The sequence below is a fragment of the Bradyrhizobium zhengyangense genome, assembly GCF_022012435.1.
In the GTDB taxonomy this organism is placed as follows: Bacteria; Pseudomonadota; Alphaproteobacteria; order Rhizobiales; family Xanthobacteraceae; genus Bradyrhizobium; species Bradyrhizobium zhengyangense.
The window spans coordinates 273,073-294,187 of the sequence record NZ_JAKLUA010000001.1 but is presented as its reverse complement, the minus strand read 5'-3'; the positions used below and the strand labels follow the sequence as shown (position 1 = coordinate 294,187).

Annotated in this window: 20 protein-coding genes and 1 tRNA gene; 12 read left to right on the top strand and 9 right to left on the bottom strand. The window is 63.7% G+C overall.

Annotation, left to right across the window (positions count from 1 at the left end):
• Positions 1-97: 97 nt before the first annotated feature.
• Complete coding sequence (locus L6637_RS01450) at positions 98-625, top strand: P-loop NTPase family protein (RefSeq protein WP_237868824.1); 528 nt, start codon at positions 98-100, stop codon at positions 623-625.
• 202 nt (positions 626-827) lie between these two features.
• On the opposite strand, the gene L6637_RS01445 is transcribed toward L6637_RS01450, so the two are convergent.
• The 3 genes from L6637_RS01445 to glmS all read right to left on the bottom strand — a co-directional run bounded on the left by L6637_RS01445 (position 828) and on the right by glmS (position 4,470).
• Complete coding sequence (locus L6637_RS01445; protein ID WP_237868822.1) at positions 828-1,685, bottom strand: NAD(P)-dependent oxidoreductase; 858 nt, start codon at positions 1,683-1,685, stop codon at positions 828-830.
• Between the two features lie 107 nt (positions 1,686-1,792).
• Positions 1,793-2,563, bottom strand: coding sequence for a DUF502 domain-containing protein (locus tag L6637_RS01440; protein ID WP_237862285.1), 771 nt, complete (start codon positions 2,561-2,563; stop codon positions 1,793-1,795).
• 80 nt (positions 2,564-2,643) lie between these two features.
• Complete coding sequence (gene glmS, locus L6637_RS01435) at positions 2,644-4,470, bottom strand: glutamine--fructose-6-phosphate transaminase (isomerizing) (protein WP_237862284.1); 1,827 nt, start codon at positions 4,468-4,470, stop codon at positions 2,644-2,646.
• A 221-nt stretch (positions 4,471-4,691) separates the two neighbouring features.
• On the opposite strand from glmS, the gene L6637_RS01430 reads away from it, so the two are divergent.
• On the top strand, positions 4,692-4,913 hold the full coding sequence (locus tag L6637_RS01430) for a hypothetical protein (RefSeq protein ID WP_237862283.1): 222 nt from the start codon (positions 4,692-4,694) through the stop codon (positions 4,911-4,913).
• A 9-nt stretch (positions 4,914-4,922) separates the two neighbouring features.
• Here L6637_RS01430 and L6637_RS01425 read toward each other — a convergent pair whose 3' ends face one another.
• Together L6637_RS01425 and glmU are read right to left on the bottom strand one after the other, a co-directional pair.
• On the bottom strand, positions 4,923-5,108 hold the full coding sequence (locus L6637_RS01425) for a hypothetical protein (protein WP_237868820.1): 186 nt from the start codon (positions 5,106-5,108) through the stop codon (positions 4,923-4,925).
• Positions 5,109-5,132: 24 nt separating this feature from the next.
• The gene (gene glmU, locus L6637_RS01420; RefSeq protein WP_237868819.1) at positions 5,133-6,488 is read right to left on the bottom strand and encodes a bifunctional UDP-N-acetylglucosamine diphosphorylase/glucosamine-1-phosphate N-acetyltransferase GlmU; all 1,356 of its coding nucleotides are present in this window, start codon (positions 6,486-6,488) and stop codon (positions 5,133-5,135) included.
• A gap of 180 nt (positions 6,489-6,668) precedes the next feature.
• Here glmU and L6637_RS01415 point away from each other — a divergent pair, with 180 nt between their 5' ends.
• Both L6637_RS01415 and L6637_RS01410 read left to right on the top strand, forming a co-directional pair.
• Entirely contained in the window at positions 6,669-8,093 is a 1,425-nt protein-coding gene (locus tag L6637_RS01415) for a hypothetical protein (protein ID WP_237868818.1), read from the top strand.
• A 441-nt stretch (positions 8,094-8,534) separates the two neighbouring features.
• The gene (locus L6637_RS01410; protein WP_237862279.1) at positions 8,535-8,915 is read left to right on the top strand and encodes a hypothetical protein; all 381 of its coding nucleotides are present in this window, start codon (positions 8,535-8,537) and stop codon (positions 8,913-8,915) included.
• Here L6637_RS01410 and L6637_RS01405 read toward each other — a convergent pair.
• Entirely contained in the window at positions 8,875-10,434 is a 1,560-nt protein-coding gene (locus tag L6637_RS01405) for a glycoside hydrolase family 17 protein (RefSeq protein ID WP_237868817.1), read from the bottom strand. The two genes, L6637_RS01410 and L6637_RS01405, sit on opposite strands and share 41 nt — an antisense overlap.
• Before the next feature lie 330 nt (positions 10,435-10,764).
• Between L6637_RS01405 and L6637_RS01400 the strand changes: the two genes are divergently transcribed.
• The 4 genes from L6637_RS01400 (at position 10,765) to L6637_RS01385 (ending at position 16,307) form a co-directional block, all read left to right on the top strand.
• Positions 10,765-11,361, top strand: a complete 597-nt coding sequence (locus L6637_RS01400; RefSeq protein ID WP_237862277.1) for a beta-1-3, beta-1-6-glucan biosynthesis protein — start codon at positions 10,765-10,767, stop codon at positions 11,359-11,361.
• 213 nt (positions 11,362-11,574) lie between these two features.
• The gene (locus L6637_RS01395; protein WP_237868816.1) at positions 11,575-14,235 is read left to right on the top strand and encodes a glycosyltransferase; all 2,661 of its coding nucleotides are present in this window, start codon (positions 11,575-11,577) and stop codon (positions 14,233-14,235) included.
• 315 nt (positions 14,236-14,550) lie between these two features.
• Positions 14,551-14,626: transfer RNA gene (locus L6637_RS01390), tRNA-Lys, on the top strand.
• Positions 14,627-15,863: 1,237 nt separating this feature from the next.
• On the top strand, positions 15,864-16,307 hold the full coding sequence (locus L6637_RS01385; protein WP_237868815.1) for a hypothetical protein: 444 nt from the start codon (positions 15,864-15,866) through the stop codon (positions 16,305-16,307).
• Positions 16,308-16,456: 149 nt separating this feature from the next.
• On the opposite strand, the gene L6637_RS01380 is transcribed toward L6637_RS01385, so the two are convergent.
• The gene (locus tag L6637_RS01380; RefSeq protein WP_333909362.1) at positions 16,457-17,134 is read right to left on the bottom strand and encodes a hypothetical protein; all 678 of its coding nucleotides are present in this window, start codon (positions 17,132-17,134) and stop codon (positions 16,457-16,459) included.
• A 289-nt stretch (positions 17,135-17,423) separates the two neighbouring features.
• Between L6637_RS01380 and L6637_RS01375 the strand changes: the two genes are divergently transcribed.
• The 4 genes from L6637_RS01375 (at position 17,424) to L6637_RS01360 (ending at position 19,187) form a co-directional block, all read left to right on the top strand.
• Positions 17,424-17,594: a hypothetical protein gene (locus L6637_RS01375; RefSeq protein WP_237862273.1), complete on the top strand. Its 171-nt coding sequence runs from the start codon at positions 17,424-17,426 to the stop codon at positions 17,592-17,594.
• A 173-nt stretch (positions 17,595-17,767) separates the two neighbouring features.
• Positions 17,768-18,010: a hypothetical protein gene (locus tag L6637_RS01370; protein WP_237862272.1), complete on the top strand. Its 243-nt coding sequence runs from the start codon at positions 17,768-17,770 to the stop codon at positions 18,008-18,010.
• A gap of 142 nt (positions 18,011-18,152) precedes the next feature.
• Positions 18,153-18,395 carry a hypothetical protein gene (locus L6637_RS01365; RefSeq protein ID WP_237862271.1) on the top strand — a complete coding sequence of 81 codons (243 nt, stop codon included), beginning with the start codon at positions 18,153-18,155 and terminating at the stop codon, positions 18,393-18,395.
• Positions 18,396-18,899: 504 nt separating this feature from the next.
• A complete protein-coding gene (locus L6637_RS01360; RefSeq protein WP_237868814.1) occupies positions 18,900-19,187 on the top strand; it encodes a YciI family protein in 288 nt (95 codons plus the stop codon).
• Between the two features lie 202 nt (positions 19,188-19,389).
• On the opposite strand, the gene L6637_RS01355 is transcribed toward L6637_RS01360, so the two are convergent.
• Both L6637_RS01355 and L6637_RS01350 read right to left on the bottom strand, forming a co-directional pair.
• Complete coding sequence (locus tag L6637_RS01355) at positions 19,390-19,782, bottom strand: NUDIX hydrolase (protein ID WP_057755621.1); 393 nt, start codon at positions 19,780-19,782, stop codon at positions 19,390-19,392.
• Between the two features lie 141 nt (positions 19,783-19,923).
• Positions 19,924-21,030 (bottom strand): AI-2E family transporter, encoded by a 1,107-nt coding sequence (locus L6637_RS01350; protein ID WP_237868813.1) that lies wholly within the window; start codon positions 21,028-21,030, stop codon positions 19,924-19,926.
• Positions 21,031-21,115: the final 85 nt, after the last annotated feature.

Sequence of the window (21,115 nt, the reverse complement as noted above, 5' to 3'; positions counted from 1 at the left end):
GCTCGCGTTGACGATGTGGATGGACTCTCCACGCCTCGATCAGTTCGGCCCGCGCGACTATCTTTCAATGCGGCAAATTTCGTGAAACCCTCGCATCATGCGCCGGATCATCGTCGTTGGCAGCCAGGGAAGTGGAAAGACTGCTCTTGCGCTCAAGCTCGGGAGAAAGCTCGGGCTGCCGGTCATCCATCTCGACGTGCTCTATTGGCGGCCGGGATGGAAACCATCCGAAACGGCAGGCTTTCGCCTCCGCGTCAGTGAAGCGATCGCGGCCGATGCATGGGTCGTCGATGGCAGCTTCTCAGGACTGGCCTTCGATCTCACGCTCGCGCGTGCCGAGCTTCTGGTCGTCATCGACCGCCCGCGCTGGCTGTGCCAGTGGCGCATTCTCCGGCGCTCGGCTGTCGATCGCGACGCGATGAGGCCCGATTTGCCGAAGGGATGCCCGGAGCAGTTCGACTGGAAATTGATGCGCGAGGCCTGGCGATATGGCACCGAACGTGCGCCGGTCATCGAGGCGGAACGGTTAAAATATGGCGCCGAGGTCCCAGTCGTGCGCCTGGGAAGCGACCGGGACATCACGGATTTTGTGGCGACTCTTACTCCAGATCGGGGTCCGTCTTGACCGCCTGCTGCGGCGGCGCGGTGTCGCGATCCACGATCGCGCGGCATCCCGGGCTGAGCTCCGATTTATGCTGCATCATGCACGTCGTGATGCGCGGGATGCTCGGTCCCTCAGGACACATGAAGTCAGCTCACGGGATCGCGATCGCCTGGACGCGGTAATGGTCAACTGGTCTGACGCTTCGGGCCCGAAAGCCTGATCATCAGGCCTTCTTCTTCGCGACACCGGCGGCAAACGCCTTCAGCAGCGCCGCATCGACCGCCTCTCCCTTCGCGTCAGCGGCGAGATGCTCGAACCATTTGGCAAAACCCTCGTAGATCTGGCTTGCCGGATGATCGGGCCCGAGGAAGCCTGATATCTCGTGCATCTCGGCGACCCAGCGATAGGCCTTGGGGATCATGTCCGGCAGTGCGACCTCGAGCCGCGCCAGGATTGCGGGCTGGCTGAGCGCGAGCTCGTCGCGGAGCGCGTCCGCGGCTCCCGCCTTGGTCGCCGCGACCACCATGGCCGAGCCAATGCCGGCGAGACCCTTGACGATGCCGGCATAGGACATCTTGAGCGCAGAGGCGGCACCCACCGGACCTTCGACGATGCGGATGTCGAGCCCGAAATCCCTGAGAACGGCGAGATCCTTGGCGTGCTCGCCGGACATGTAGAAGGCCGGACTCTTGCCGCCCGGCTGCGGCGGGAAGCCGATGATGCCGCCGTCGACGAAGGGCGCCTGCGCCGAGCCGATGATCTCTTCGATCCGCCTCACCGTGTCGACGTTGACGGCGTTGCAGTCGACCACGACCGGCTTCTTCGCCCGCTTCACGATCAGGCCGGCCAGTCGCTCCGCCAGTGCCTCCGCCTCGCCCGGCGGCACGATCGAGAGAATAATATCGGCACCCGCGATCGCATCGTCCTCGGCGCCGATCATGCCGGCATCCGCCGCGCGCTGCTGCGTCGCCTCGCTGCGTCCCTTCAAAGACGTCAGCACGCGCGCGCCGTTCTCGCTCAGGCGACGGGCCACCGCGCTGCCCATGGCACCGGGCGCGAGGATCGCAATGGTCTTTGACATCGAGGCGCTCCAGTTCAACTTCCAAGCGTGACGCTCGGTCCGACTGGAACGATAGCAGAGGACGCAAACGCCTGCGTGACCGCAGGCTATCCCGCCGGGGAATAGCCCTACTCCGCCTTCGCAGGCTCGGGCTGGAGCGTGGAGGCATTGGCAATGCGCGCGGCATTGGCCATGCCCGCGAGCGCGGCGGCCTTCTTCGGGTCCGGGGCCGAGCCGGGCTGCACCACGCCGGCCGACATGATCAGCGTTGCGGCATCCTCGGCGGTGAGGTCGACCTCGATGATCTTGCTCTTGGGCACGTAAAAGAAAAATCCGGTGGTCGGGTTCGGTGAGCACGGCAGAAACACCGAGACATGTTCCTCCTGCCCCGGCAGGCTGCGTGAAACCTCTTCGTTCGGCGATTGGGAGATCAGCACGATCGACCACATGCCGGGCGAAGGAAACTCGACGAGGCCCACCTTGCGGAAGCTCGAACCCTTGCCCGAGAACAACGTCTCGAACACCTGCTTCAGGCCGCGATAGATTGCGCGCACCGCCGGGATCCGGCCGAGGAAAGTCTCGCCGACATCGACCAGCGTGCGGCCGATCAGGTTCGCCGCGAGGAAGCCGACCAGCGTCAGCGTGAAGAATGCGACAATCAGTCCCCAGCCGGGAACGCCGTAAGGCAGATAGGTTTCCGGCCGATAGGCCAGCGGCACGAATGGCCGCACCACGCCGTCGACCCAGGTGACGAACCACCAGACCAGATACAGCGTGATCGCAATCGGACCGGTGACGATCAGCCCAGTCAGGAAATAATTGCGAAACCGGCCCATCAGGCCGGTATGCGGTTCCGGGGCAGGATCAAGAGGCGCTGGCGCGTCGTCGCGGGTGGTCATTCGGGTTCCAGGTCGGTCGCTTCGTCCAAGCTAGGGGCTTCTAGCAGGTTTTGGAAGAGCGCGACCTGAATCCCTTCTGCCTATTCCACGGTCACGGATTTCGCGAGATTGCGCGGCTGATCGACGTCGGTGCCCATCACGACCGCCGTGTGATAGGCGAGCAGTTGGACCGGAACGGCGTAGACCATCGGCGTGAAGGCCGCGGCCATGTCGGGCAGGACGATGGTGACGAGCGAATTCACCGTCGCCTCCGCAGCGCCTTTGGCGTCGGTCATCAGGATGATGTTGCCGCCGCGGGCCGCGACCTCCTGCATGTTGGAGACGGTCTTCTCGAACACGCGGTCATAGGGCGCGATCACGACGACAGGCATGGTCTCGTCGATCAGCGCGATCGGGCCGTGCTTGAGCTCGCCGGCGGCATAGCCCTCGGCGTGGATGTAGGAGATTTCCTTCAGCTTCAGCGCGCCTTCGAGCGCCAGCGGAAAGCTGGTGCCGCGACCGAGATAGAGCACGTCGCGGGATTTTGCGATCCGGTGCGCGAGCTTCTCGATCTGAACCTCGGTGGTGAGCGCATCCGACATCAGACGCGGAATCTCGACGAGGCCGTGAACGAGCTTGGTCTCGTCCTCATCGGACAATACGCCTCTCGCCTTGCCGGCCGCGATAGCCAGATTTGCCAGCACCATGAGCTGGCAGGTGAAGGCCTTGGTCGAGGCGACGCCGATCTCGGGGCCGGCCAGCGTCTGCAGCACGGTCTCGCTTTCGCGCGCGATCGTCGAGGTCGGCACGTTGACGACGCCGATCGTGTGCGCGCCCTCCGCCTTGGCGTAGCGCAGCGCCGCCAGCGTGTCGGCGGTCTCGCCGGATTGCGAGATGAAGATCGCTAGATCGCCCTTGCGCAGCGGCGCTTCGCGGTAGCGGAATTCGGAGGCAACATCGACCTCGACCGGCAGGCGCGCAAAGCGCTCGAACCAGTATTTGGCGACGATACCGGCGTAACTCGCGGTGCCGCAGGCCGTGATGTTGATGCGCTGGATGTCCTTGAAATCGAACGGCAGCTTGACCGGCAGCGAGACCCGCTCGGTCGCCATGTCGACATAGCGCGCCAGCGTATGGCCGACCACTTCCGGCTGCTCGTGGATTTCCTTCGCCATGAAGTGGCGGTAGTTCGCCTTGTCGACCAGCGAGGTCGAGGCGGCGTGCCTGATCTTGTCGCGTTCGACGGACTGGCCGTCCTTGTCGAAGATGTTGGCGCCCTTGCGGGTCAGCACCACCCAGTCGCCATCCTCGAGATAGCTGATCGTGTCGGTGAACGGGCCGAGCGCGATGGCGTCCGAGCCGAGATACATCTCGCCGTCGCCATAGCCGATCGCGAGTGGCGGTCCGTTGCGGGCGCCGATCATGAGGTCGTCGTCGCCGGCGAAGATGAAGCCGAGCGCGAAGGCGCCGCGCAAGCGCGCCAGCGTCAGCTTGACCGCTTCCACCGGTTTGTTTCCGCGCGTCAGAAGATCGTCGACGAGGTGCAGCACGATCTCGGTGTCGGTCTCGGTGTGGAACACCGTGCCCTTCTTCTCGAGCTCCTCGCGCAGCTCACGGAAATTCTCGATGATGCCGTTATGCACGACCGCAACGCGATCGGTCGCATGCGGATGGGCGTTGTTGACGGTCGGCTTGCCGTGCGTGGCCCAGCGGGTGTGACCGATGCCGGTCGTCCCCTTCAGCGGCTCGGCTTCCAGCCGCTTCTCCAAATTCTTCAGCTTGCCCTCGGCGCGGCGGCGCGCCAGGTGCTTGCCTTCGAGAGTGGCGACACCCGCGGAATCATAGCCGCGATATTCGAGACGTTTGAGCGAATCCACCAATTGCTCTGCAACCGGCTCGCGCCCGAGAATGCCGACAATCCCGCACATGCGGATCAATATCCCCCAAATCGTCGAAAAATCGCCTAAACGACACGCTCGGTTTTTAGCGAAATTCAGAGGGAACCAGATACTCAATAATTATTGCGGATTGAGACAGCGTGGACCGCAACCTGAGCTTCGCCTGCGTCGATTTAGTCGGCCTTTAACCGCGCGCATTAACCCGATGTCAACAAGTTTGGCCAACGATTCCCGACCGGGAGATCAAGGCCATGAAAGCCACCACGTCCGACCGCAAGGGTCTGTCATCGCTGTATATCCGCGCCAGTGAGACCTCCGGCACGCACCTTGCGCATTGGCCGCCGCCTCAGCGCGGCAAGGAAAGCAAGCCCGTTTTCATCAAGCATCCTGAAGGCGAGCCGGTCAAACGCGCCAAGCCGCGCGGCTGGCGCCTGACGCGCGCCATCTTCTCCGAATTCGCCGACGACGAATAACGGCAGACCTCACCACCCCATCAGCGCGGCCCACACGAGGAAAATGAGGAGCGCCCAGAACGTCAGCCCGATGACGAGAGCTACAATCTCTGGCGGTTCGTACTCGTTGATTTCCCACAGCAGAACTCGCCCAATCCCCGTGACGAATGTGTCAATCAGAAAACTGACGAGATCACGAACAAAGCGCGGGGACACGGCAATCAGCGCTCATTTCCCCGACTACTTCTCAGTTTTCTTGCCGCCCGTCTTCATCTCGCGGTAGCGCGCCGCACCGCCTTCGCGGATGGTCTGCTGGCTGCGCTCGAGCGCCATCGCGTCGTCGGGCACATCGCGCGTGATCACAGAACCCGAGCCGATATAGGCGCCGTTGCCGATCTTCACCGGCGCGACAAGCGAGGAATTGGTACCGACGAAGGCGCCCTGCCCGATCACCGTCTTGTGCTTCTTGAAGCCATCGTAGTTGCAGGTGATGGTGCCGGCGCCGATGTTGGAATTGGCACCGACGGTGGCGTCTCCAATGTAGGAGAGATGGTTGACCTTGACGCCGGCCTCGAGCGTCGCCGCCTTGGTCTCCACGAAATTGCCGATCCGCGCACCGTCGCCGAGCGACGTGCCGGGCCTGAGCCGCGCATAGGGTCCGATCGACACCTTCTTGCCAAGCGTGGTCCCGACGATATGCGAGAAGGAATGAATGACGGTGCCGTCGGCGATCGACACGCCGGGGCCGATCACCACGAACGGCTCGATGGTGACGTCCTTGCCGAACACGGTATCGGCGGCGAGGAAAACCGTTTCGGGGGCGATCAGCGTGACGCCCGCCTCCATTGCAGCCCTGCGCAGCCGCGCCTGCATCACGCCTTCCGCTTCCGCAAGCTGGGCCTTGGTGTTGATGCCGCGCACTTCGTCCTCGCTGGTTTCGATCACGACGGACTCCCATCCATTGTCGTTGGTAACGCCGACCGCATCGGTCAGATAGAACTCGCCCTTGGAATTCGCGTTGCCGATCCTGTCGAGGATCGCGAGCGCACGGCGGCCGTCGATCGCCATCACGCCGGCATTGCACAGATCGATCTTGCGTTCCTCGGCACTCGCATCGGCATGCTCGCGGATCGCAACCAGGCGATCGCCCTCGACGATGAAGCGTCCATAACCTGACGGATCCGCGGCGCGGAAGCCGAGCGCGGCGATCGCGGCCCCGCTAGCGAGCGGCGCACGCAGCCGCGCAAAAGTCTCGGCCGAGATCAGTGGCGTGTCGCCGAAGGCGATCAGGATGTCATCCACGCCGCGCGCAATGGCCTCACGCGCCGCCAGCACCGCATGCGCCGTGCCGAGCCGCTCGGCCTGCACGAAGATGAGCGCGTCGGGGCGGATACGCCTTGCCTCGTCCGCGACCGCCTGATGGTCGGGGCCGATCACCACCGCAAGCGCCGTACCGGTTCCCTGCGGAGCGGCGCCGAGCACATGGGCCAGCAACGACTGGTGGGCGACGGAATGCAGCACTTTCGGCAGGTTCGATCGCATGCGCGTGCCCTCGCCGGCGGCGAGCACGATCGTGAGGCTAGAGCGGACGGTCATCGCAATCCTGTCAAATATGGCCGAATCGATCATCACATCGACGGGCGACACGCCGATGCCACCTGAGCTTTCTGCCTTGCTACCCCCGCAAACGCCCGGAATTCAAGTGCGCGTGGGTTTTCCTGTTAATGTTCCTTGATTGATTCGGGGAAGCCAGACAGGGCTGGGCACTTAACGTTCATGGCAAAGGATTCCGACCCACTGGCGGATGCCTTCGGCGACAAGGAGACCGGCGGGCTGTTCTCCGGACTTTTGGCCGAGGAAGGCCCTTTCGATCGTCGTTTGCTGTGGCGGCTGGGCTCATGGGGCGTCGGCGCTGTCGGCGCCGTCGTGATCGCCGTGATGGCCAACCAGGCCCAGCTCGGCTGGCGGCGCGACCAGGTCGCCTCCGCCGACCTCGTCCGCCAATCCGATCAGATTCAGGTGCTGACCAAGCAAAGCCAGCTCGAAGCCCGGCGCCTCGCCTCCGCGATCGACACCCTGAACACCGATCGCGACCGGCTCTATTCGCGTGTCACGGTGCTCGAGCAGGGGCTCGACTCCGTCACCGGCGCCATCGCCAAGCAAAGCGCGACGTCGCAGCCGGCGCCAGCCTCGAAGCTGCAGGACGTCCCCGTCACCGCCGCGCAGCCCGCGCCTCCGGCACCTGACGTCGCACCGGTCGCATCGACCGCCGCCTCGCTGGTCGACAAGCCGCGCGCCACGCCCGGCAAAGAGGCCAAGGACAACGCGAGCAAGGACGCCTCGAAAGAGGCGGCGAAGGATCAGTCGAACCCGCCCCCGCAGACGGCGGCTGCCGCCTCGCTCGTTCCGCAGTCGCCGGCGACGGCATCGACTGTGCCCATTCTTCCGTTGGTGCAGCAGAAATCGATCATGGCGCCGCCCGATCCCGCCGCGTCGAAACTGATCCAGCCGGAGCAAAGCGAGAAGGCCGCCGACAAGAAGCCCGAGCCGGCGCCAGCTCCGACCGAAGTCGCAGCGGCATCAGCCAAGCCGGCGGAGGCAACGGAAGCCGAGGCCACCGCCATCGCAGTTCAGCAGACGCGCTTTGCGATCGAACTCGGCGGTGCGAATTCGGTCGATGGCTTGCGCGCGCTCTGGCGTGGACTGAGCAAGTCCAACCCCGAGATCGCCGCACTCCGGCCGATCATCATGATCAAGGAAGGCTCGAACGGCCTCGGCATGCAGCTCCGGCTCGGCGCAGGTCCGCTGATCAATGCCGCCGCCGCGGCAAAGCTCTGTGCCGGCCTCGCCGAAAGCGACCGCCATTGCGAGACCACGGTGTTCGATGGCCAGCGCCTGTCGATGCGCGGCGGCTCGGAAAAATCCCAGGAAAGATCTCAGGACAAATCCCAAGACAAATCCCAAGACAAGGGATCGGAGAAGAACTCCGAGAAGACCCAGGACTCCGTGCCACAAGCCGAGACGACCCCGGCGCCTTCGCCTGCGCCGACCGTCAAGCCCGACAGGCATCGCCGCAGCTACTCCTCCAAGCGCTCGAAGCGCGAAGAGCCGGCGCCCGCGCCGCAGCCGGCGGCAGCCGCAGCCAAGCCACCGGAGACGGCGTCAGCGGGATCGGCGATATCGTCGTTCTTCAGGCGATAGGCGATCAGCGCGCTTGATTGACGAGCCGGAGCTCAGGGTTGCGTGAGCGAGGCCGGGCCAACTCATGACCAAGCTTGCGCGCTGCGATCTGGCGACGGATGCGCCCCGCTAGATGGCCATCATCTGGCTGATCTTGATCGCCGCACAGATGATCATGCCCCACAGCGCGAAATTGATCTGCAACGCTTCAGTCATTGCGAACCCCGCTTGCTTCCTCGCCATCGCGCCCTTGAACGAGGTGATCAGCTCCTGATCGAATCAGCCGTCACGCCCCGCGCGTTCGAGTCGAACGTTAGGGCGGGCCAAAATTTTCGCAAATCCGTATCGCTACGGTTCCGATTCGCGGAGTGCAGCAAATGAGCCAGCGGGCGAGCAGTGACCCGGTGCAAAAATGCCCTGCCCCCTGTTGCTCCCTCCGGCCATCCCGACCATATTGCCCGCATGACAAAGAAGCCGTTTCGCCTCACGCCCTATCAGGTCCAGTTTCTCATCGTCGTCGGGTTCGTCACCGTCGGCTGGGCGCTCTATGTGCGCTATCTCGCGATCGAGTTCTCGACGGTGGCGCTCGCGTGCGACGCCGGCCTGCAGACCATGATCTGCAAGGCGCGCTCGCTGTCGACGTCGCTGTTCAAGAACTCGGTGTTCGGCATCGTTGCGCTCGTCATCGCGACGCTGAACCTGATGCGGCCCTCGATCGTGCTGCTCACGCTCGGCGTGGTCGCAGCCGGCCTCGGCATCGTGCTCTACAACATCGTGCTGGCGGGCCTTGCGATCGGCCTGCTCATCCTTGGCTTTGCTCGGCCCGCGCCCGCCACAGCGTGAGCGCGAACAAGAGATAGATCGCGCCGGTCCACATCGCCTGCCAATTGTCGCGGCCTTCGTTCAGAAACACGTAGACCGCCGATACCGCCAGCAGTCCCGCGAACACCGCTTCCGCGATCGGGCGCACGCCAATCTGCGGCCGGTTTAGCATCAGCAGCGCGAACGGCACCACCGCCATCGTCAGCGAGGCATAGGGGAAGTCGCGGTAGCGCGGATCGAACACGAAGCCGAGCGCGGTCTCGGCCCCGATCACCGCCGTCACCGCCAGGGTCAGGCCGAGCACGGCCGAAAGCTTCGACCATTTGCGGCCCTCGCGCGGCCCGAGCAGGTCGAGGAAGCTCGGAAGATTGCGGCCGATGACAAGCGCCTGCGCGCAGAAGATCGGCGAGAGGATGCCGGCAAGCAGCAATGCCCCCCATTGCAGCCAGCCGCCCCAGCCATAGCTCTCGTAATACATCTTGTCGGCGGCGATCCCGAGCAGGATGCCCGCCGATGTCGCGGAGATGCCGACGGCAAGCCAGGCCGAGAAGCGCGGCGTCCAGGGCCGGCGCCGCAGCGTGATACCCGCAACCGCGAACACCAGCACGCTGAGGCCCATGCCGGCGCCCATGTACCATTTCCAGAGGGGGAAATTGCTGATCGGCTGGCCCGGCGGATATTTCAGCTGGCGCCGTACGGAATCGAGCAGGCCCCAATAGCCGCCGACGGTGCCTTCCAGCCGCCGTTTCCACGGCTGGTCATAGGCCTCGATGAGATTGACGCGAAACTTCTGGGACTTCGCGAGGCCCAAGATCTCCGAGACGACGCGCGCCTGGTTGGTGCGTGACGGAAGCGCGCCATCGCGCATGCGGCCCTCGCTCGGCCAGCCGGTTTCACCGATCAGGATCTCCTTGTCAGGGAATGCCGCCGCCATCCGCTCGCGGATCGCCTCGACATGGGACGAGGCGAATTTCGCCTTCACCGGCATGTCCTCCCAGTAAGGCAGGATGTGAATGGTGACGAAATCGACGGCGTCATAGACCTCGCGGTTCTTCAGCCAATATTCCCAAACGTCGGCATAGGTCACGGGCACGGTGACCTGCGCCTTCACTGAACGGATGATGGCGATGAGATCCTGCGTCGTCATCTCGCCGCGCAGCAACACCTCGTTGCCGACGACGAGCGCGGAGACGGTGTCGGGGAAATCCTTGGTGAGGCGGATCGCGGTCGCCACCTGCGCAAAGTTCTTGGCGCGATTGCTGCCGAGCCAGATGCCCTGGATCACCTTCAGCCCGCCGACCTTGGTCGCAACGGCGGGCACCTGGTCGAGCCCATTTTCAATGGAGTAGGTGCGGACGCAGTCGGTGATCTGCTTGAGCTGGCGCAGATCCTGCTCAATTTGATCGGCCTCGATGTGGGTCCATGCGTCCAGCGGCGTTTGCTCGCCGCGGAACGGCGCATAGGAGACGCATTGAACCTTGTCATTGGGGTCGATGGGGGCGCGCGCGAGCGTGATCGGCGTGGCAAGCCACCACCACACGGCAGCAATCGCACCCAGTGAGACGAGCAGGAGCGCCAGTGGCGTACGAAGAGAAATTTGTTCCGTCCTCCGCGAAGGGTCCGTCGATTACCTGCTCGCACGTCGTCTGCCAAGGGGGTGAGGCGCCTTGGCCGCGCCCTCTCCCCGACGAATTGGGCTGCGGCGGTTCGACCGGCCCCTAGCATCGTGACTTTGCTGGACAAAAATCCAAATACAGGCCAATGGATTTCGCGGGACTTTTCCGCCGCATTGGAGACCCATTTGGACGCCATCACGACCGGCGTCCGCGAGGTCCTCCCGCGGGCGGACGGCTGAGACATTGGGGAATTCATGCGGCGACGGGTGTTCGAGTTACGAAATGCGGTCCTGCGGCAGTTCGCCGCCTCGTTGGCCGTTTCTTCCCTTGTGCTTCTCGCCAGCCTCGGTGGCGCCTCCGCCCAGAGCGGGACCCCCGCGCCCGACCAGAGCAAGGCCGCCGCCCAGCCTGCCGACGCCGCCAAGGACGCGACCGCCCAGAACCAGCGCCGCACCGACGAATTCGCCGAGGCCGCCCAGGCCATCAACGGGCCGGCAGGTAATCCCGAATGCGTCTGGCTCGGGCGGCGCGTGGTGCGGCTGATGTGGCGGGATGACCTCGATACCGCGTTCCGCCATCTCGACCTCTATGACCGCTTCGGCTGCCCCGGCGGCCACATCCAGGCTGCGTTCCGCTGCCTGACCCGCTTCGGCGCCCAGATCGATCCCAAGGTTGCCGAGACCCTGGATAGCCGCGTCCACGCCTGCTGGATCAATCCGGCCGCCCAGCCGCAACAGGCGGCGGCAGCAGCCTCCCAGCCCCCGGCGCAGACCAACGGCGCCGCGCCGGCCGCCCAGCCGGCCGCGAGCCCGGCGCCTGCCGCAAGCCCCTCGCCCGCACCCCAGAAATAGCCGAAGGTCGTTTCACCTGTCGTTCAGGAACGATCGGCGATAGCTGGGGTTGGCACTGCCGCGCTCCCAAAAGGCCATGCCCTCATAAGGACATGAGGCCATGACAGTTGAGAAACCGTGCGGCAGAGGTATGCTCCCTTTGCCGCGGACTCGGTCGGATCTCGGGGTCGGATCCGCAGCCCTGCCATTTCAGCCCCTATTGGTTTAGCCGCGATGCGCGTTGTCGCCGCCGTTCTGTTGCTCGTGTCCGTCCTCCACGCCGGCATCTGGGGAGTCCTGCGCGACCGGGAACCTGCGCCTGATTTCAAGGGCCTGCTGCCGAGCCTGTCCTATACGCCGTTCGAACCTGGGCATGTCGTCGACAACACCGTCGACCCCGAACGGATTCGCGCCGATATGAAAAAACTCTCGACCATGACGCGCGCGATCCGTTCGTACTCGTCCACGGAGGGCAACGAGCTGGTGCCCCCGATCGCCGCCGAATTCGGGCTCAAGGTCACCGTCGGTGCGTGGATCGGCAAGGACGAGGAGCGCAACGAGCGCGAGATCAAATCCGCCATCGAGCTCGCCCGCAAGAACAGCAACGTCAACGGCGTCGTCGTCGGCAACGAGGTGATCTACCGCGGTGAGCAGAAGGTCGAAGACCTCATCGAGATGATCAAGAAGGTGAAGAGCGCGGTGCGCGTGCCCGTCACCACCGGCGAGATCTGGAACATCTGGCGCGACAACCCCGACCTTGCCTCCAACGTCGACTTCATCGCTGCGCACGTGCTGCCCTATTGGGAGAACTTCCACTCGGACGAGGCCGTCGACCAGGCCGTCGACCGCTACAACCTGCTGCGCAACCTGTTTCCCGGCAAGCGCATCGTGATCGCCGAGTTCGGCTGGCCAAGCGCGGGCTATAATCTGCGCAAGGCCGATCCAGGTCTGTTCCAGCAAGCGTTGACCTTGCGGAACTTCGTCAGCCGTGCCGAAGCCATGGGCATGGAATACAACATCGTCGAGGCGATCGATCAGCCCTGGAAGTATTTTGAAGGCGGCGTCGGTCCGTACTGGGGCATCCTGAACGCCAGCCGCGAGCCGAAATTCGCCTGGACCGGCCCGGTGGAGAACCCCGACTACTGGAAGCTCATGACGGTCGCCCTCCTGGTCGGCGTCCTGCTGTCGCTGCCCATCTTGCGGCTGCACCAGCCGACGGCAAAACAGGCCTTTCTGCTGTCCGCCACGGCCAACGGCGTCGGCGCCTGGGCCGCGACCGTGTTCGCGTTCTGGAACGGCCACTATTTCATCTTCGGCTCGGCCTTCGCGCTGACCCTCGGCATGATTCTCCTCGTTCCTCTCGTCCTCATCGCGATGGCCCGCATCGACGAGATCGCGGCCGTTGCCTTCGGACGGCCGCCGCAGCGGTTGATCACCAAGAGCAAGCCGATCGAGAACGTGCCTGAGAATTATTACCCGAAGGTCTCGATCCATATCCCCGCATATTACGAGCCGGTCGAGATGCTGAAGCAGACGCTCGATGCGCTGTCGCGGCTCGACTATCCGAACTACGAATGCGTCGTCATCATCAACAACACGCCGGACCCGGCGTTCTGGCAGCCGATCCAGGACCATTGCCGCGCGCTCGGGGAGCGCTTCAAGTTCATCAACGCCGAGAAAGTGCAGGGCTTCAAGGCCGGCGCGCTGCGTATCGCCATGGACCGCACTGCCGTGGATGCCGAGATCATCGGCATCCTCGATGCCGACTATGTCGTCGAGCCCGACTGGCTGAAGGACCTCGTGCCCGCTTTTGCCGATCCGCGCGTTGGCCTGGTGCAGGCGCCGCAGGAGCATCGCGACGGCGATTTGTCGATCATGCATTACATCATGAACGGCGAATATGCCGGCTTCTTCGACATCGGCATGGTCCAGCGCAACGAGCTCAACGCCGTCATCGTGCACGGCACGATGTGCCTGATCCGCCGCGCCGCGATGGACATGGCCGGCGGCTGGTCATCCGACACGATCTGCGAGGACTCCGATCTCGGCCTTGCGATCCAGGAGCTCGGCTGGATCACCCACTACACCAACACTCGCTATGGCAAGGGGCTTCTGCCCGACACCTACGAGGCCTTCAAGAAGCAGCGCCACCGCTGGGCCTATGGCGGCCTGCAGATCGTGAAGAAGCACTGGCGCCAGTTCCTGCCCGGACGGAGCCGGCTGACGCCCGACCAGAAGCGCGAATACGGCCTTGGCTGGCTCAACTGGCTCGGAGCCGAAAGCCTCGGCGTGGTCGTGGCGCTGCTCAACCTCGTCTGGGTGCCGATCGTCGCCTTCGCCGACATCGCCATCCCCGACAAGATCCTGACGCTGCCGATCATCGGCGCCTTCGTCGTCTCGCTTGCGCATTTCCTGTCGATGTATCGCGCCCGCGTCGCGATCAAGCCCGGCCAGATGCTGGGCGCCATGATCGCGGCGATGAGCGTGCAATGGACGGTGTCACGCGCCGTCGCGCAAGGCCTGATCACCGAACACATCGCCTTCGCGCGCACGTCCAAGGGCGGCTTGAGCCGGATGTCGATCGAATTCCAGGCGTTCTGGGAGGCCGTGATCGGCGTTCTGCTCCTGGTCGGCGCCGGTGTGCTGATCGCCTCCAACTCTTTCCGCCAGATCACCGAGATCTACATCTTCGCTGGCGTGCTGGTGCTGCAGAGCCTGCCGTTCCTCGCCGCGGTTGCGATCGCGATCCTCGAACTCAGCCGCATCAACTCGTTCCAGTTCTGGCGCGACAGCGCGATCCGCACGGCCGAGCTGATTGGCCTCCGCCCCGTCGCCCTGCCAGGGCCCGGCAACGCGCAACCAGTGCCGAGCGAGGTGCGACGGGAGGCGAACTGACGGGGCGGATTGGTGCCCCACCTCCCGTCAATAAAAGTCACGAGGTGTTTGAGCGTGGATGACGCCCCGCCAAACAGGTTCAAAACCCTGGCCTAAGCGCTGGAAGCGGCAGGAAAATCCCCGCTTCTGCCGCGTGTTTTGGCAGTCACCCCTGCTATTGACCTCAGCGCCCCATCCCCCTACACAGCGCGGGCCGAAAGGCATGATCCGGAAACAGCCGGTTTTCCCCGCGACGCGAGTTTGAAGCGTAGCGGCAAGACATGCTTCTCGAATGTCCGAAGACGATGGCGATTTCGAAGCCATCAGCGGCCATGGGAGCGCGTAGCTCAGCCGGTAGAGCACGTGACTTTTAATCACGGGGTCCTGGGTTCGAGCCCCAGCGCGCTCACCAACAAGCCAGTGGTGGCAGCCCTGCTCATCGCCTGGGATCGGCACGCACCACGTGGGATGCCGAGTATTGAGTGGTCCCAGTGCGAGCGGCCTCCGCCTCGTTCCACCCGCTTTCCGCGACCATTCCGCAGTCAGATGCCACACCGTGGCGGGCTATCCGCCACAGCCCAAGCAGGCGGTGGGGCTGTCCAGCCATCGCCTGGTGGCCTCGTCGGTCCAGCCCGGGACGGCGAAGCCGGGGGTGGCCACGCTTCGACCGGGAGCAACGGACTGAGTGGGAGGAACGAACACTTGCTGGCGTGTGCGCAATGGTGACGTTGAGCGATGCGCCGTGGCAGCATTCCCCGCAGCACTCAGAGCAAACAATAGGCCCAAGGCTAAAACAGACCGCATCATCGCTGTTTCCAATCGAGCATTCGCAGCTGGACATGTGGTTCGGCCGTCAATCATCCCCAAGTGCCGGTGGGTTCACGATCGCTCAATTCAGTGGGATGACGCTGTCGTGCCTGATTGTGTGACCGAAATCACCTTCAGCGAGATGGAACGCTCGCACCTGCCGCAGCTTACGTGATCAGGAGTTCGTCAATGTCGTGCTGATGCCGCCCCATGCGGCCATCAGAAATCGGGGAATTTCTTACCTCCCCCACTGGTCTCCTCCTAAGTGAAGAGTGTTTGCTGTCGCGAGAGGGGAGAACAATGCGCGTCTTGTCCGTGGCGTTCTTCGCAGTGGCTTCGCTAGCCCAGGCTCATGCCCAGGATCAGGTCAAAAAGCCTGTGTCGGACTGCAACTATGTGATCGGCATGGGGGATACCCACACAGTTCCCGCTGGTGAGGCGCTTTGCTGGCGCGTACCGCCGCCCTCTTACAAGGAATACACGCTGCTCCAATGTGACGGGCCTTCGTTCCAGGAGCTTCGCCGGGGTGAAGCCAGGCGATCCTCACTGCAACATATTTGAGGAACGGCAGTAGATCTCGGCTCGATGGCGTCGCCTTCGGCTATGAGGCGATCGCCAGAATTACGGTGAATTGCGGTGACAGTGCACTAAACTCCGTACCCTACCGCCTTCCTAAAGCCTCGCTAAGAACGTCGGCGCCAGGCAATGCCAATTTAGTGCACTGTCACCGTAACACCGTAACTCCCGTGTCTCACTTCAGGGGTGCAGTCCAGCACCGTCCCCGCAACTGCCGGCGAAGATACGCAACAACACCACAAGGTTGTGAATTGTAGATTGTCCTGATGTCCCAGCAAGAAGAGAGGCAGACGATAGATTCGCATGAGTTGACGAAGAAAGTTATCGGCAAGACTTCTTATGAACTATCGTTTGAAGCAATTCGAATTGTCGGCGCAGGGAACGCGGCTGGCTTGCTTGCATCGGCGGCGGCGATTGGAAGCGCTTTCGACAAGCACGTCCCCCTGACCGGATTGAAGGTTTCAGCGCTATCGTTCGCGCTGGGGATTGCGAGCTTTTCATTCGCCTACTTCTTCTACTATTCAGCAGTCTCCTCGATCGACTCGGCTTACCGCGACTCAGTCGAAGCTGTACGCGCTGGCAAGCCCGTGCCGGATCCCGGCGAGAGAGCCGGTGAATCAGCTCGCTTGGCTGTCTACATGATCTATGGCTCAACGATCCTATTTTTCGTTGGCCTGATGATATCGATGTACATGCTTCTCCATCTTTAGGCGCGTCAGCCCGCCTGCTAACTCGATGGTGATGACCCGACGCGAAGTTCGATCGCCAATCTCCCCTGTTCGATTCAAGGTGACTGTGCACGGCGCCTCCCGCAAGGAGGCTTGCGCGGAAATGGCCCCGCGCTTTGCCCGCCCCGCCTTCAGCTCTCCGGGACCGCCACCGTCGCGGGCGCGCTCAGCGGAGCGCCTCCGACCGAAACCGGCCCAATCGAAACCGGCCCGATCGACTTCGGCTGCCGAACCATCCGCTTGCGCAGCAACAGCCGATCGCGCGCGCGCAAGCGCGGGATGGAGGCCGTGACATCGGACATCATCGTGTTTTGCAGCGTGTCGATCTTCGAGATCAGCGTCGAAAGCTGCGGCGATATCTTCTTCACATCGCCCCGCTCGTCCGTGATGCTCTGCCGGAGCGACATCAGGGTCGTCGAGTCCTGCTGACGCAGCGCCGTGTTCTGCTGCAAGGACGAATTGATCTCCTGCAGCGCGGCGGCCTGCTGCTGCTGGGCCGACTGGATCTCCTTCAGGGCAGCGACAACGGGATCCGGTTTCGGCGCAGGCTCTTCCTGGCGCGGAAACAGCGCGGCCAGGTTGCTGATGTCAGGTGAAGGCAGATCAAAGGGCGAAGTGTAGATGGCCGCCGCGCCATTGATCGCCAGGGCACACACCGCGAAGGCCAGGACCGATTTACGGCTGGAGCGCTTGAGCGGTACTGGAGCTTCCAGGGCCTCGGACTCAGGCTGGGATTCTGACGCTGCGGCTGCAAGGGCTGCAGCGTCGAGGTGCTCGGCGAAGCCCAGCGTTTCGGATGTCGTGGTCATGCGCATTGACCTCATGAGCGAGCAAAAGGAGGCCGTCGCCGGAACGTCCTCTCGACGCCTCCTTTACGCAGCACTCACTTACACAACTGCCTAAAATTGTGGGCTTTTCGGATTAATTCCACGTTAGCGACGCGGTCGCCGGGCAGGTCCCGTGACCCCGGCTGATTACGGGGCGCTGCGAGCCGTGACGGCGGGCTCATGCTGTCCCCTGTTCCATCTGCCCAGCCGAAAAAAGCCAGGAGACATCAGACCCGAAAGGTGTAGGATTCGACAAAACGGAGGGAACGGCATGTTTGAAATCACCGGTTTCGACACGGCAGGCGTCGTCAGCCTCAAGCGTGAGTCCCTCGCCGCCGCCCTGAAGAAGGCCAGGGAGCTGATCCAGGACGGGTGCCGCGACGTTCAGATCGTCGATCCCGATGGCCGGGTCTACACCTCCTTCGAGGAGCAGGCCGCCTAGCCGCCTCCCCGCGCACCTGGGTCGCTTGGGCTCGCGATCCCTTGCGGAAGCGAAAGCAATGTCGCGGCGGTGCCGTACGCAAGTGTTCAGCCTGCACGTGCCGTCCCATTGCCAACCGACTGTTTTGGGCGCACGCTTTTTCCAGGCGCGCAGACGCTGCGAGGGAGTGCAACATGAAGGAACCGGGCCTTGATGGTCGCCACCGGGACAAGGATGGCGCAATCAGCAAGAAGCACGGCAACACGCTGATCGGGACACTGCGGAAGATCTACGGCAAGGGCTTTGCGGCCGGGTATCCGGATACGGCAACTCTCGGCGAGGTCTTGCATCAGTTGAACGAAACGTCGCTGAGCCAATTGCGTCGTGACCACGACACCGGGCATTTGGGACACAAGATCGACCATGTCCCAAAGTGACGTCGTTTAACCGAATTGATGTCCTCGGGATGAACTGTTCAGACGGCCGCTAGCCGCGCGGACAGCTGCTCCGCTATCGGTCGCATGCACGGTTGAGCCGCCCGGCAGCGGGGGCTACGATGAGCCTTTTACGGAGGCTCATTTGAAACAGGTCATTATTGCTGTCGCAGTTGTCGCGCTGCTCGCCACCTCGCCTGCCCGCTCACAAGCTCTCGTCGATCCCAGCAAGGTTGCACCCGAGTACCGCGAGGCGGCCGAAAAACGCCGCGCCGAGCAGATCCGCCAGCGCGAATGCGCGCAGAAGGCCGATCTGGCGAAGGTGTTGCCGCGAGATCGGGCCGACTTTGTCAATCACTGCCTCGATGCGATGGTGGCGAAGCAGTAGGGCCTCGCACGCGAATGCACGCGGCAACGAGAAAGCGGACGCCGGCGTTGAGGGGTTCTTCAGATGTTCGGCCCCACCGTGGCTGCCGATTTCCAATGATCATTGTTGTCGGCGCATGAGTTTCGTCCAGATCCAGTGCACGCGTTGCAAGACGATGTTTCGCGATCGCGCAGGACGATTGCAGGACGGCTATTCCAGGCAATGTCCTTGTTGCGAAGTCGTGCTGTTCTTCGCCGACGACGCTCAGCACCCGTTCATCAAGCGCGCAATGCGAAGCGCACGGCAGGCGCGCAAAGAGCAGCGCGAGGCCGAGGCGGTCAGGATCGCGACCCCGCCAGAACCGCGGGCGGCTCCGCGCTCGCGGTCGTCATCCGCCGGGCGGGCTCGGGTGCATGGAAGGTCCGAGTAGCGGCTACTTGGCCATCAATGTTGCTCCGATCCAGCCGCGATGGCGCAATGGGATGGCTAACGTGACAATCATCCCTCAGGGCTCCCGGAGACATCATGCTGTTTGCCATCCACGCCATCGACCGCACCGGTGCACTGCCGAGGCGGCTTGCCAATTATGAGGCGCACAAGGCCTTCCTCAGCGACACCTCGCGCTTCGGCGTCAAGATCGTGATGTCGGGCCCGCTGGTCGCCGACGACGGCGCCACCATGATCGGCAGCCTGTTCCTGATCGAGTCTCCTGGCCGTACTGAGGTCGAAGCCTTCAATCGCACCGATCCGTTCGCGGCGGCCGGCATCTGGGAGAAAGTCACGATCACCGGCTTCGTGCGGCGGCAGGGCTGAGCCATCCGGGGCTGGACGCGAAAAACCCCAGCGCGTGGAGACACTGGGGGTGTTTCAAAGATTATGAATTGGTAAGGGCAATGACGCTTGTGTAGCAGCCCTCTGCGTGGCGGCTTGTGAACTGCTTCACATGCGATGCGCGCCTTGTCGGATTCTTTGTCACACCCCTTATTGTCACGCCCTCGGTTGTCGCACTTGGCGGCTAGCTCCGGCGCGACTTCCGCGGAAACAGGCGATCCCGGATGTAGCGCGAGGTCGCGGTCAGGCGGATGCCGCGCGGCTTCTGCCAGGCGGCGCGGTCGATCTCCTTCTTGTCGCCGATCGCAAGGCGCCCCTTGGCGCTCTTGGCGATGAAGATCGCGTCGCTCATCTTGCGGCCCGAACGCTTGTTCTTGGCCTTCACCTCTTTCCAGAGGCTGATCCGGCCGAGTTTCAGCTTCGGCAGCTCTTCCTTGATCTCGCGCCGCAGGCAGGCCTTCTCGGTTTCGCGCGCACGCTTGCGGCCGCCCGGGAACATCCAGAGGCCGTCCGACCGTCTCCTGACCAACAAGACCTTGCCGCGTTTGGCGGCAACCAGCTTGGAAGACTTCGCCATTCCTATCGCAAACCGAAAAAAGAATCTGGCGCCATCGTAACTTGTCTAATTCATTAGACAAGTTCCGCGGCCGCCCTGATGGCCACCGCCATCCCCAATTGTCCACATTCTGCGAAAGGCGTGTGGCCCGCGCGTGAGACGCTATGGGACCTCGTCGGAAGCCTGCGATATAGCGGTCCGCTTCCCCGCCTCGCTCCCGATCCACGCCGCTGCCATCTCCCACGCCACCGACAGGATGATCGGCCCGATGAACAGGCCGACAATGCCGTGGGCCAGCGTGCCGCCGATCACGCCGACGAAGATGACGATGGTCGGCGTGTTGAGACCGCGTCCCATCACGAGCGGCTTCAGCATGGTGTCGATGAAGCCGACCACGACGAAGAACACGGTCAGCACCAGGGCGGTGGTGACGTCCTTGGCGGTCCAGATCCAGATGATGACAGGCAGCAATACGAGAAAGGCGCCGATTTGCACGATCGACAGCAGCAGCACGAGGAAGGCCAGCAATCCGGCGCTCGGCACTGCAGCGAGCTTGAAGCCGATGCCGGCCAGCAGCGCCTGCACGATGGCAACGCCGATCACGCCTTGTGCGACCGCACGGATGGTGGCGCCGCCAAGCGTGAGGAAATGCTCGCTCTGCTCGGGCACGATGCGCGACAGGAAGCCGCGCCCGGCCGCAACCAGCCGTGGCCCGTGCGGAAACAGGAAGCCGGCCACAAACACCGAGACCAGGAATTGGAGCGTGCCGAGGCTGGCATCACCAGCGAGCGTCAGCAGCGGTCCTGCCAGCGGCTGGAGATAGGGCGCGACCTCACGCAGCACCGCGCGGATGTTGGTGTAGGCCTGGTCCCACAACTCGAACAATGTCGGACCGATCACCGGCCATGACTTGATCTGTTCCGGAGCGGACTGCAGCGCGAGGTCGCCGGTGCTGAGCTGATGCGCCAGCTCCCTGCCCCCGTCGACCGCACTCACGCCGAGCCATGTCGCCGGACCGAGCACGATGCCGAGCGTGACCAGGGTGAGGATGGCGGCTGCGGTCTTGGGCCGGCCGCCAAGCACTTTGGCCAGCCAGCTAAAGGCCGGATAGAATGCGACCGCGAGCACGCCGCTCCAGGCCAGGATCGGCACGAACGGCCGGACGATCAGGAATGTCCAGATGATCAGCAGCGCCAACAGGCCGAGCCGGATCACGAGCTGGATGACGTCCTCGCCGGTCAGGAGCTGACGCAGACTTTTCACAGGCACGGCTTTCTTGCGGGCATCAACGCGGGTGCCGGCGCTTGCGCGGCCCCGGGTTATTGCGAGCCCCGGGCCGGCCGTCAAGACGGCC